The 11,554-nt window shown below is 61.9% G+C and carries 12 protein-coding genes, 2 tRNA genes and 2 pseudogenes; 7 read left to right on the top strand and 9 right to left on the bottom strand.

What is annotated here, in order from left to right; genetic code table 11:
- A pseudogene (locus tag NKJ23_RS33800) lies at nt 1-85 on the bottom strand (GTP-binding protein); the annotation flags it as partial.
- Nucleotides 86-356: 271 nt separating this feature from the next.
- On the opposite strand from NKJ23_RS33800, the gene NKJ23_RS33805 reads away from it, so the two are divergent.
- The 3 genes from NKJ23_RS33805 to NKJ23_RS33815 all read left to right on the top strand — a co-directional run bounded on the left by NKJ23_RS33805 (nt 357) and on the right by NKJ23_RS33815 (nt 2,500).
- Nucleotides 357-1,244 carry a DMT family transporter gene (locus NKJ23_RS33805; protein ID WP_352685034.1) on the top strand — a complete coding sequence of 296 codons (888 nt, stop codon included), beginning with the start codon at nt 357-359 and terminating at the stop codon, nt 1,242-1,244.
- Nucleotides 1,245-1,279: 35 nt separating this feature from the next.
- Nucleotides 1,280-1,735 (top strand): GFA family protein, encoded by a 456-nt coding sequence (locus tag NKJ23_RS33810; protein WP_352685036.1) that lies wholly within the window; start codon nt 1,280-1,282, stop codon nt 1,733-1,735.
- 105 nt (nt 1,736-1,840) lie between these two features.
- Nucleotides 1,841-2,500, top strand: coding sequence for an N-acetylmuramoyl-L-alanine amidase (locus NKJ23_RS33815; protein ID WP_352685038.1), 660 nt, complete (start codon nt 1,841-1,843; stop codon nt 2,498-2,500).
- A gap of 45 nt (nt 2,501-2,545) precedes the next feature.
- Here NKJ23_RS33815 and NKJ23_RS33820 read toward each other — a convergent pair whose 3' ends face one another.
- On the bottom strand, nt 2,546-2,803 hold the full coding sequence (locus tag NKJ23_RS33820) for a GlsB/YeaQ/YmgE family stress response membrane protein (protein ID WP_023680431.1): 258 nt from the start codon (nt 2,801-2,803) through the stop codon (nt 2,546-2,548).
- A 159-nt stretch (nt 2,804-2,962) separates the two neighbouring features.
- On the opposite strand from NKJ23_RS33820, the gene NKJ23_RS33825 reads away from it, so the two are divergent.
- Nucleotides 2,963-3,430, top strand: coding sequence for a YidB family protein (locus tag NKJ23_RS33825; protein WP_023680430.1), 468 nt, complete (start codon nt 2,963-2,965; stop codon nt 3,428-3,430).
- A 175-nt stretch (nt 3,431-3,605) separates the two neighbouring features.
- Here the strand turns inward: NKJ23_RS33825 and NKJ23_RS33830 are convergent.
- Together NKJ23_RS33830 and NKJ23_RS33835 are read right to left on the bottom strand one after the other, a co-directional pair.
- Nucleotides 3,606-3,679 (bottom strand) — tRNA-Gly (locus NKJ23_RS33830).
- A gap of 67 nt (nt 3,680-3,746) precedes the next feature.
- Nucleotides 3,747-3,831 (bottom strand) — tRNA-Tyr (locus NKJ23_RS33835).
- 202 nt (nt 3,832-4,033) lie between these two features.
- Here NKJ23_RS33835 and NKJ23_RS33840 point away from each other — a divergent pair.
- Nucleotides 4,034-4,885 (top strand): TrmH family RNA methyltransferase, encoded by an 852-nt coding sequence (locus NKJ23_RS33840; protein ID WP_352685040.1) that lies wholly within the window; start codon nt 4,034-4,036, stop codon nt 4,883-4,885.
- Between the two features lie 109 nt (nt 4,886-4,994).
- Here NKJ23_RS33840 and NKJ23_RS33845 read toward each other — a convergent pair whose 3' ends face one another.
- The 3 genes from NKJ23_RS33845 to gcl form a co-directional block, all read right to left on the bottom strand.
- Complete coding sequence (locus NKJ23_RS33845) at nt 4,995-5,882, bottom strand: 2-hydroxy-3-oxopropionate reductase (RefSeq protein WP_352685042.1); 888 nt, start codon at nt 5,880-5,882, stop codon at nt 4,995-4,997.
- Between the two features lie 161 nt (nt 5,883-6,043).
- Nucleotides 6,044-6,841 carry a hydroxypyruvate isomerase gene (gene hyi, locus NKJ23_RS33850; RefSeq protein ID WP_352685044.1) on the bottom strand — a complete coding sequence of 266 codons (798 nt, stop codon included), beginning with the start codon at nt 6,839-6,841 and terminating at the stop codon, nt 6,044-6,046.
- A 23-nt stretch (nt 6,842-6,864) separates the two neighbouring features.
- Nucleotides 6,865-8,646 carry a glyoxylate carboligase gene (gene gcl / locus NKJ23_RS33855; protein ID WP_352685046.1) on the bottom strand — a complete coding sequence of 594 codons (1,782 nt, stop codon included), beginning with the start codon at nt 8,644-8,646 and terminating at the stop codon, nt 6,865-6,867.
- A gap of 203 nt (nt 8,647-8,849) precedes the next feature.
- Between gcl and bhcR the strand changes: the two genes are divergently transcribed.
- Entirely contained in the window at nt 8,850-9,707 is an 858-nt protein-coding gene (gene bhcR / locus NKJ23_RS33860; protein ID WP_352472784.1) for an HTH-type transcriptional regulator BhcR, read from the top strand.
- A 40-nt stretch (nt 9,708-9,747) separates the two neighbouring features.
- On the opposite strand, the gene NKJ23_RS33865 is transcribed toward bhcR, so the two are convergent.
- Together NKJ23_RS33865 and NKJ23_RS33870 are read right to left on the bottom strand one after the other, a co-directional pair.
- Nucleotides 9,748-10,104 (bottom strand): hypothetical protein, encoded by a 357-nt coding sequence (locus tag NKJ23_RS33865; RefSeq protein WP_352685048.1) that lies wholly within the window; start codon nt 10,102-10,104, stop codon nt 9,748-9,750.
- A gap of 423 nt (nt 10,105-10,527) precedes the next feature.
- Complete coding sequence (locus NKJ23_RS33870) at nt 10,528-10,827, bottom strand: BA14K family protein (RefSeq protein ID WP_352541360.1); 300 nt, start codon at nt 10,825-10,827, stop codon at nt 10,528-10,530.
- 314 nt (nt 10,828-11,141) lie between these two features.
- On the opposite strand from NKJ23_RS33870, the pseudogene NKJ23_RS33875 reads away from it, so the two are divergent.
- Nucleotides 11,142-11,498, top strand: a pseudogene (locus tag NKJ23_RS33875) (IS66 family transposase); the annotation flags it as partial.
- Nucleotides 11,499-11,554 lie beyond the last annotated feature (56 nt).

Consider the following 11,554-nt stretch of genomic DNA (forward strand, 5'->3'; position numbering starts at 1 on the left):
TCAGCGACGTCTTGCCATGATCGACGTGACCAATCGTGCCAATGTTCACATGAGGCTTAGTGCGCTCGAATTTACCTTTTGCCATAGTCTCTTTCCTTGGACGGCCTGGGGACGGCCTGGACCTTCAGTTCAGTCGAATGCGGGGCGATTAGCGACTAAGGCCGAAAAACACAAGTGCCTTGTCGCCGAGCGCGCTCGCCCGCCCGAACGGGTGATCCGGTTTCGGAGAATGTGGCGCGGATATAGGAACGAACAAGGGCAAATGGAATGGTTACGGCGGCGGCTGACGGCTTTGACGGATTTACAGCCGGATCTGGCCCATTGCCGCCCTGGCGCCGGTCTGATTTCGTGGGCCGATGCATTTCATCCCGACTGCCATACGAGGCCCGCTGTTCATGGTCGTTTCGACCGGGTCCTACATCGTCAACGACACGATGATGAAGCTCGCAACCGCGGGACTGCCGCCCTATGAGGTGCTGTTCCTGCGCGGCGCTGCGGCAACATTGTGGGGCATTCCGCTGCTGTTCATGCTGGGCTATGGCAAGCAGATCCCGCTGATCCTCGACGCCAAGGTTTTGCGCAGGAACATGCTCGAACTGGGTGCGATCCTTTGCTACGTGGTGGCGCTCGCCAACATGCAGATCGCCGATTCGACCGCGCTCGGGCAGATCACGCCCTTGCTGATGCTGGTCGGCTCCTCGATGCTGTTTGGTGAACGGATCGGCGGGGTACGCCTGGCGCTGATCGGGCTCGGCTTTGTCGGCGCGGTGATGGTGGCACAACCGACGATGCAGGGGATTTCGGTCTATGCCCTGCTGGCGCTAGGCAATGCAGCCCTGTCCGCGGCGCGCGATCTGGCCGGACGCAAGGTCGCCGCCGACGTGCCGGGAATGGTCGTCGCTATGTCCGCGGTGATTGTCGTGCTCGCGGGGGCCGGGGCAGCTCATTTGCTTTCCGAGCAGTGGGTGGTGCCTGAAATCCGTCACCTGCTGCTGATGGGCGGCGCCGGACTGTTCCTGATCTTCGGCCACTTCTTTATCTTCATGGCCTATCGCGTCGGGCCGACCAGCGTGGTGGCGCCGTTCTACTATTGCTTTACCGTCTGGGCGGTGATTTCAGGCCTGGTGGTATTCCGGCAGCTCCCGAATGCGCTGGCCATCTGCGGCATCCTGCTGGTGGTGGCCAGCGGGTTGACCATAGTCTCGCTCGACGAGCGCAAGCGCCGGTTGACCGTCGTCGCCTAGAGCGGAAAACGGCGCAGGGATAATCGGAGAAGCGCATGGCAGGCCCGGATAACGAGAACAACCAGAATGCAAGCAACCGCACGCTCACCGGAAAGTGCCTGTGCGGCGCCGTTCAGTACGCGGTGGCGGACGCGTTCGTCTATGCCGCGAACTGCCACTGCTCGAACTGCCGGCGCACCACCGGTTCGGCGTTCAAGCCATTCGCCGGCATCGAACGCGACAGGCTGAGCCTGACCAGGGGCGAGGACAATCTCACGATCTTCGGCGACGAAACCGGCCATGACGCGCACTGCCGGACTTGCGGCTCGTTGCTCTATTCCGTGGTCCGCGACGGTGCCTTCGTGCATGTCGCCATGGGAACCCTGGTCGACGAGCCGACCATCCGCCCGACGCAGCACATCTTCGTCGGCTCGAAGGCGAAGTGGTTCACGATCACCGACGATCTGCCGCAATACAGAGAACACGCGGTCGCCGCAGATGCCGGCGAATAGCTGACCGTTAGAAAACGCTCAACCAAATTATCGTTTCGTTTTCGCGTCGGCCGCCAACGAAACTATACTGTGCTCCGTCACTGAACTTATGTCGCGGGGATTTCTGTGGCATTGCCGCCCGACTGGTTGCCCAATGTTGCGATGAAGCGCGTCATTTGCCACTGGACGGCCGGCTCGCATTCGGCCGGCGATACCGACAGGGATGCGTATCACATACTGGTCGAGGGGAATGGCCGCCTGGTCAGGGGCCGGCCTTCGATCGCGCTCAATTCGAGCCGGGTAAAACCGGGATATGCCGCGCACACGCTCAACTGCAACGGCGGCTCGATCGGGGTTTCGCTCTGCTGCATGGCCGGGGCGGAGGAAAGGCCGTTCGATGCCGGCCGCTATCCGATGACCAGGGCGCAGTGGGACGCGATGACCACGGTTGTCGCCGAACTCTGCAAATATTACCGCATCAAGGTCACGCCCAAAACGGTGCTGTCGCACGCCGAGGTCGAAAGCAATCTCGGCATCGAGCAGCGCGGAAAATGGGATTTCACCCGGCTGCCCTTCGATCCGACGATCAGCGGCGCAAGCGCCTGCGGCGACCGGCTGCGCCGCGACGTGACGGCGGCAATGGGCGCGATGCCAAATCTGCCGGTGAGGAACGGGCGCGATGCCGCATGGCAGCGACTGCTCGAGGAATTATGGCCGATCATGGTGGGAGGGCTGGAAGCCGGCCTCAACACGCTGATCCGCGAAATCCTCAAAAGGATCAGATAGGCGGTCGGCATTCGGATGAATGCCGACGCAATTGCCGAGCGGCTTCTACAGAGCCCGCCTGCCGCTGAACTGGTGATAGGCCCACAGGACAACCACGGCACCGACCACGGCTACGATCAGGCTATAGATGTTGAGCCCGGTAACGCCCGACGCGCCAAAGGCGCTGAAGATGAGCCCGCCGACGATGGCACCGACAATCCCGAGCACGATGTCGAGCACAAGGCCTTGCCCGCTTTTATTGACGATCTTGCTGCCTATGAAGCCGGCGATGACGCCGAGAATAATCCAGCTTAATATTGACATTTTTCCTCTCCGTTCCCCGCACCCGATTACTTCCACATTATTAAGCAAAGCTCAAGCCAACTTGAAAATCATGATTACGGAAAGCTCAAACCGGCTTGAAATTCGCCATGGATGCGTCATTGTTGGAGACGGACGGGCAATTTGACATGGAGATCCACAATGGGACTGTTTGACAATGCCGTTCCCGGCGGCAACGTCGCCAAGCCGCTGATGATCGCGCTCGGCGCACTTTTGGTGGGAAAAATGCTGAGCGGTGGAAGTTCCGCCCAGCCGGAGGCGGCGCAGAGCCCTGCCCCCGTCCCGCCTGATACAACCGCATCCGCCGACGGCGGACTGCTCGGCGGTCTGGGCGGACTGCTCGACAAACTGAAGGACGCCGGCCACGGCAACGTTGCCAATTCGTGGGTCGGCACCGGTCAGAACCAGCCGATCAACCCCAGCGATCTGGGCAGTGCTCTCGGGCCACAAATCATCCAGGAGATCGCGCAAAGGACGGGCCTGAACCAGCAGGATCTGCTCAAGCAATTGTCCGCGGCCTTGCCAGGGCTTGTCGACCAGTTGACGCCGAACGGGCAGGTGCCGCAGCAGAACCAGCTCGCGTCCATATTCAGCAAATTCGCGAGCTGACGCCTGTCGCCCAACGCCGCCTGCGGTTCGGGACAACGATAACAACGATAACACAGATTAAGATGCGCGTCCGTCTGGACGCGCAACGAATACTTTGAACTATCGGCAAAGCGCTTCGCTTGGGGCTGCCTACTTCGGCATCGTGCGCGAGGTGCGCCGCGGCTTGGGGGAAATCTGGAGCGGGTAGCGGGAATCGAACCCGCATATTCAGCTTGGAAGGCTGCTGCTCTACCACTGAGCTATACCCGCGCCTTTCAGTCAAGCATCGGATCCGCTCCGACGCTCGCTCTGCGTTTCAGGGCTTCCGGGCCGGCAGTGGTGGAGAGGGTTGGATTTGAACCAACGTAGGCATAGCCAACGGATTTACAGTCCGTCCCCTTTAACCACTCGGGCACCTCTCCAGTCTGCCGCCGGAGCCATGCAACGAGGCATCGACGCGTCGCGGCTGCCAAAGCAGCCCTTCCGCGAAGCGCCTTATGGCGGCAGCGCCCAAAACTGTCAACCGCAACAGTCCGGCAAAAAGCGCTGAATCTCACGCCTCGCCCGACAAGCAGCTTATGCGGCTGTATCCATGGCCGGACGACACGGCTATAGAAGCCGGCCATGAGCAACGACAACAAATCGAAGACCCCTAAAGACACCCACTACGCGAAGCTGCGCCGCGCGCATCGCGACGAGAAGAGCGGTGGCGCGCCTGCATTCAGGCCACGCCAGCCGGTGCCGCCCGGCGAGAACGCGGCGGACGGGCTGGTGCGGCTTTACGGGCTGCACACGGTGCGGGCCGCACTCGACAATCCGCGCCGAAAAATCAAGAAGATGCTGGTGACGCGCAACGCTGCCGAGCGACTGGCAATCGCCGATCTCGGCGCTTTGCCCTTCAAGGCGGAACTGGTCGAACCAAGGGACATCGACAAGGTCACCGGCTCCGATGCCGTGCACCAGGGCGCGCTGATCGAGGCCGAGCCGCTGAAACCGAAGCGGCTCGATGCGCTTGGCGACGCCAGGCTGGTGCTGGTGCTCGATCAGATCACCGATCCGCACAATGTCGGCGCGATCCTGCGCTCGGCGGTCGCCTTCGGCGCCGGCGCACTGATCACCACGGCGCGCCACAGCCCGCAGGAATCCGGCGTGCTGGCAAAGTCGGCTTCCGGCGCGCTCGAACACATCGATCAGATCGAGGTGAAGAACCTCGCCGATGCGCTGGAGCAGCTGCACGAGGCCGGATTCCAAACGATCGGCCTGGATTCAGACGGGCCGGCGGAGCTCGAAACGAGCTTTGCCGGAGAAAAGATCGCGTTGGTACTTGGCGCCGAGGGCAAAGGCCTGCGCCAGAAAACGCGCGAAACGGTGACGACGCTCGCCCGCCTCGACATGCCCGGCGCCATCCGTTCGCTCAACGTGTCGAATGCCGCGGCGGTGGCGCTTTATGCGGCGCGAAAATTTTTGAAAGAGTGAATGGTGAATGGTGAATGGTGAATGGTGAGACTGTGCGTAAGTCGTGACCAATTCACTACCAACTACTCACCTATCTGCAACTGACTACCTATTCACTATTCACTATTCACTATTCACCAACCTCGTGACCAGCCATGCGCTCCAGTGCCCTGACCAGTGCCGAATGGTCTTCCTTTGCTCCACCGTTCGCCGCGCAAGAGTTGAACAATTGCTGCGTCATCGAGGTGTTGGGTAGTGCTACCCCAAGCGCCTTCGCGCCTTCCAGCGCCAGATTGAGATCCTTCTGGTGGAGTTCGACGCGAAAGCCCGGCGCGAAGCTGCGCTTGATCATGCGCTCGCCATGTACTTCCAGAATGCGCGAGGCGGCCAGCCCGCCCATCAGCGCCTGCCGGACCTTGGCCGGGTCGGCGCCGGCTTTCGATGCAAAAACCAGCGCTTCGGCGACGGCCTCGATGGTCAGCGCGACGACGATCTGATTGGCGACCTTGGTGATCTGGCCGACGCCGTTGGGTCCGACCAAAGTGATGTTCTTGCCAAGCTTCTCGAAGATGGGCCTGGCGCGTTCGAAGGCTGTTTCCTCGCCGCCGACCATGATGGTCAGCGACGCCGCCTTGGCGCCGACCTCGCCGCCCGACACCGGCGCATCGAGATAGTCGCAGCCGAGATCGTTGATCTTTTGTGCGAAGGCCCTGGTCTCGATCGGCGAGATCGAGCTCATGTCGATGACCAGCTTGCCTTTAGTGAGGCCGGACGCGACGCCATTCTCAGCGAACAGCACGTCGGCGACCTGCGGCGTATCCGGAACCATGGTGATGACGATGTCGGCGGCACGCGCGACGGCATCATGGCCGGTGACGACCTTCAGGCCCTTGGCGACGAGGTCGGCCGGCGGTTTCGAGCGGTGGTCGCTGGCGACGACCTGATAACCGGCGTCTAGCAGATGCCCCGCCATCGGCGCGCCCATGATGCCGAGGCCGATGAAGCCGATGGTTTCCATGTTTTTCTCCAAGTGACTATGTGAAACGCCCCCTCATCCGGCCCTTCGGGCCACCTTCTCCCCGAGGGGAGAAGAGATCGCGAACGCCGGTGCCAGCCTCTTCTCCCCAGCGGGGAGAAGGTGGCCGCGCAGCGGCCGGATGAGGGGGCCTCTCTTGCCCGCTACGCCGCCGCACTCCCCTGCCCGGCCGCGTCCCGAAACCAGCCAAGCCCGGCATCCGTCCCCGCCTTCGGCTTGTACTCCGCCCCCACCCAGCCGGAATAGCCGATGCGGTCGATGTGGTTGTACAGGAAGGGAAAATTGATCTCGCCCGTCCCCGGCTCATGACGGCCGGGATTATCCGCAAGCTGGATATGCGCGATGCGGTTGAGGTTTGCCTCAATGGTACGGGCGAGATCCCCCTCCATGATCTGCATGTGGTAGATGTCGTATTGCAGGAACAGGTTCTTCGAGCCGACGCGGTCGATCAGGGCCAGAGCCTGGTCCGAGTAATTCAGGAAGAAGCCCGGAATGTCGCGGGTGTTGATCGGCTCGATCAGCAGCCTGATGCCGGCCTGCTCCAGCTTTTCGGCCGCGAAAGCCAGATTTTCGGCGAAGACGTCTTCCAGCACGGAGCGGTCGACGCCTTGCGGCGCGATGCCGGCGAGGCAGTTGACCTGCTCGCAGCCCAATGCGTGCGCATGGGTGACGACCTTGGCAATGCCTTGCCGGAACTCCGGCACGCGGTCGGGCAGGATCGCGATGCCGCGCTCGCCCTTGGCCCAGTCGCCGGCAGGCAGGTTGAACAGGACCTGCGTCAGCCCGTTCTTCTTCAACCTGGCTGCGACGACATCCGGCGCATGGTCATAGGGGCCGATATACTCGACGCCCTTGAAGCCGGCGCGGGCGGCGGCATCGAAGCGGTCGAGGAAGTCATGCTCGCCAAAGAGCATCGAAAGATTGGCTGAAAACCGTGGCATGGCAGTAGTTCCTCATATGCGGCTTAGTCGAGCATGACGATCGCCGTGGGGGCATCTTCATGGCGTTCGGCTAGCTCCTCGAATTCGGTGATCTTGTCGATTTCGGTACCCATCGAAACGTTGGTGACGCGCTCGAGGATGAATTCGAGCACCACCGGAACCTGGTGCTCGTTCATCAGGCGCTTTGCCTCTTCGAAGGCACCGGCGAATTCCTCCGGCCGGCGCACCCGGACCGCCTTGCAGCCCATCGCCTCGGCAACGGCGACGTGGTCGACGCCGTAGCCCGCCTCAGGCTCGTCTTTCCGGTTGACGTTCTCGAAGGCCAGGCTGACTTCGAAATCCATCGAAAAGCCGCGCTGCGCCTGGCGGATCAGCCCGAGATAGGCGTTGTTCACGACGACATGGATGTAGGGCAATTTGTGCTGTGCGCCGGCCGCCAGTTCCTCGATCATGAACTGGAAATCATAATCGCCGGACAATGCCACAATTGTGCGGTCCGGATCGGCGGCGCGAACACCGAGGGCCGCCGGCAATGTCCAGCCGAGCGGGCCGGCCTGGCCGCAATTGATCCAGTTGCGTGGCTTGTAGACGTGCAGGAACTGCGCCCCGGCGATCTGGGACAGGCCGATCGTGGTGACATAGGTGGTGTCGCGGCCGAACGCCTTGTTCATCTCCTCGTAGACGCGCTGCGGCTTCAGCGGCACCTGGTCGAAATGCGTCTTGCGCTTCATTGTCTTCTTGCGCTGCCGGCATTCGCCGGCCCAGCCCGACCAGTCGCGCAATTTCCCGGCCGTCCTCCACTCCGTGGCGACGTCGAGCAGCATTTTCAGCGCCGCACCGGCGTCCGAGACGACGCCGAGGTCCGGCGCGAAGACGCGGCCGATCTGCGTCGGCTCGATGTCGACGTGGATGAACGTCTTGCCCTTGGTGTAGACGTCGACCGAACCGGTGTGGCGGTTGGCCCAGCGGTTGCCGATGCCGAAAACGAAATCGGCTTCGAGCATCGTGGCATTGCCATAGCGGTGCGAGGTCTGCAGCCCGCACATGCCGGCCATCAGGCGGTGGTCGTCGGGGATCGCGCCCCAGCCCATCAGCGTCGGGATGACGGGCACGCCGGTGACTTCGGCGAATTCGATCAGCAGATCGGACGCATCGGCGTTGATGATGCCGCCGCCGGCGATGATGACAGGCTTTTCCGCCCCGTTCAGCATCGTCAACGCCTTCTCGGCCTGAGCGCGCGACATTGCCGGCTTGAACGGCACCAGCGGCTCGTAGGCATCGATGTCGAACTCGATCTCGGTCAGTTGCACATCGACAGGCAAATCGATCAGCACCGGCCCCGGCCGCGACGAGCGCATCAGATGAAACGCTTTCTGCAACGCCATCGGCACCAGATAGGGTTCCATCACCGTAACCGCCCATTTGGCGACGGGTGCGGCGATCGCCGCAATGTCGACGGCCTGAAAATCCTCCTTGTTGAGACGCGCCCGCGGCGCCTGCCCGGTGATGCAGAGGATGGGAATTGAATCGGCAGCGGCCGAATAGAGGCCGGTGATCATGTCGGTTCCGGCGGGACCCGAAGTGCCGATGCACAGACCGATATTGCCCGATCTGGCGCGGGTAAACCCTTCGGCCATATGCGAAGCCGCCTCGACGTGCCGCGCAAGGATGTGGCGGATACTGCCCCTCGCCTTCAGCGCCGAATAGAGCGGGTTGATCGCAGCACCCGGCACGCCGAAGGCACAGGAGATGCCTTCCTTTTCGAGAACGAGAACCGCTGCGTCGACTGCGCGCATCTTGGCCATGTCAGCCTCCACGGAATTGTTGATAGCCGATGATGCCAGCGCACCAATGATTTTTCAATTTTTTCAGAATATATTTTCATTTCTAGAAAACGGCTCTTGTAGATTGAATTGATTTGACTTTCTGTTTTCCAAGAATTCGCTTCGCAAATCGATGAAAAACTTTTTCATTGCCTTGCTGGGCGAACAGAGCGAAGAATGGCCCGATGGAAACCACCGAAAAACGCCAGCGCGGCCGGCCGCGCGCCTTCAACGGGCCGGCCGAGGCTGCTTCGGTGCAGTCGCTGGACCGGGCGCTGCGCATCCTGGCAATCGTTGCCGATGGCAGCGGCCTGTCGCTGAGCGAGATCGCCGCCAGTTCCGGTCTGCCGGCATCCACCGCCTACCGCATGCTGACGACGCTGGAGAACCACGGCATGGTCGAGTTCGACGGTACCGACCAGCTGTGGTCGATCGGCGTCGAGACCTATCGCATGGGCGCGGCGTTCCTGCGCCGCCGCAAGCTGGTCGACCGCGCCCGTATCGTCATGCAGGAATTGATGGAGAAGACCGGCGAGACCGCCAATCTCGGCGTCGCCGAGGACGATTGCGTCGTCTTTGTCAGTCAGGTCGAGACGCATCAGGCGATCCGCGCCTTCTTCCGGCCGGGGACGCGCAGCTCCTTCCATGCCTCGGGCATCGGCAAGGCAGTGCTGGCGCATCTCGAGCCGGAACGCGTCGCCACCATCCTGCGCCGGGCCGGGCTGGAGCGCTTCACCGAAAACACGCTGTCCGATATCCCGGCGCTCGCCCGCGACCTGGTGACGATCAAGCTGCGCGGCTGGTCGGTAGACGACGAGGAGCGGCATCCGGGCATGCGCTGCGTTGCCGCCGCCATCTTCAATGAGTTCGGCGAGCCGATCGGCGGCGTTTCGGTTTCCGGGCCGACGGTGCGGGTAACGCCGGAACGGCTGGCCGAGATCGGCCCGCTTGTGCACGATGCGGCGGCGAAGGTGACAAGGATGATCGGCGGGCTGCCGACCCCTCCCGGCCTTCGCAGTGAACCGAGCGCATGGCTGCGCTGACCAGCGTCGAATGGTGCGACATCTGCCAGGATGGCCAAAGCTAGGCCCCGGGCACCGCGCTCTTGGTCGATAGGTCGTAGAAATCAAGCAGCATCGCCAGCCCAACTCCGCAGGCGGTGAAGATTAGGCCGGCAATGAAGATACGATTGGCGCGTTCATAAACGCGCCGTTGTAGAGACGTTAAGTCGAGCAGCAACCGCAGCGCTCGTATCTGCAGGGCAATGCCGATCAAAATCGGCGCGACGGCGGCCAGGTGATAGATTTCCCATGGTATCGGGTTGGCGGCCCAATGCGTGATGAAGCCCAGCGAGAACGCCAGCAGGATGCCGACGGTGGTGATCGTGCCGTTGCGGAAAATTGTCTCGATCGGCTCTTCGTTCGGATCTTGCTCGCCCAAGCGCCCTCTCCCTGTTTCGCTATCGGTGCAGACTAGGCTGTTGGGAAATCGCTGTATACTGCCGGGTTCCTGGTGAAATCAGAGACAAATGATAGCTAAATTGCTTGGAGACTGAAGCTGGCGCTGCCCCTCATTGGCCTACCGGGCATTTCTCCCCGTATAGTGACGGGGAGAAAGAAGCTGACCGCGACCTTGGCGCCCTCTTGCAGCGCTGGAGACTGGCGAAATCATCGCCGAGAGCGTCCCTTCTCCCTGTCACTATACGGGGAGAAGATGCCGGCAGGCAGATGAGGGGCAGCGCCGACACTGATAGTCAGTCGATTTCGACAGGAAGCCTATCGCCGAACAACAGAAAAAGGGCCAGTGGGGCGCCCTTCCGGTTGCATGAAACGGTCACGTCCTCCCAAGCTGGCATCGTGGCCCTCAAAGCCAGCAGCGATGGCGATAGCCGTCGTAGCCGACATAGGTGTCCGAGTACGGGTCGTAGCTCTGGTAGCGATTGAGGCAGCGCCGGACGTGCCAGGAGCCGCCGTCTTCCTCGATATAGACGGTGCGCGGCTGGGCCAGCGCGCTGCCGAGCAGGAAGCCGCCGACACCTGCGGCAATGCCGATGCCGAGGTGCTTGTGCTTGTGATGGGCGGCCGACGGCTGAACGGTGCCGACCAGCATGGCGGCGGCGACGGTGGTGGCGACGAGGCCGGAAACGATGGTGTGCTTGAACATGACGATCTCCTTGTTGTGGGAGGCGATCCAACCGCCTCTTGACCGTCAGTCGTCGCGGCGGAGAAAAAGGTTCAAACATTTTTCGGGTCTCTTCGGCCGACGGCAATGATCCCTGGCCCATGACGCAAAAAGGGCGGCCGAAGCCGCCCTTTCGCCAGGTGGGTCATCTAATCAAAGGAAGATGATCACCTTGCCATGGTGATGATGGTGTCACCACCACCAGTTATGCCAATGGTGATGACGGTGGTGATGATGCATGCCGTGGGTCGACGACGACTGGACGGTGCTGGCCAGGGCGCCAGTGGCGATGAAGACGGTCGCGCGTCGCGGCCAAGTCCCCACTCGGCGAGGCTTTGGCCTACATCGCCAAATACCGGGATGGCCTGAAGCTCTTCCTGATCGCCGGCCGCGTCGAAATCGACAATAACAGTGTCGAGCGAACCATCCGACCGATAGCCCTCAATCGCAAGAACGCACTCTTCGCAGGGCACGACGCTGGGGCCGAGAACTGGGCGACCATCGCCTCGCTCATTGAAACTTGCAAACTCAATACTTTTGATCCGCTGGCCTATCTGACGAGCACGCTCACCGCCATCGTCAGCGGCCATAAACAATGCCGGATCGATGAGCTGGTTCCTTGGAGAGTAAGCGCTATTTTCGCTGCACGTTGACGCGAGCGCTTTCGACGGATGGCCTTCGAATCGGGAACGGTATCTGGTCTGATCAG

The organism is Mesorhizobium sp. M0184 (genome assembly GCF_040322215.1).
In the GTDB taxonomy this organism is placed as follows: domain Bacteria; phylum Pseudomonadota; class Alphaproteobacteria; order Rhizobiales; family Rhizobiaceae; genus Mesorhizobium.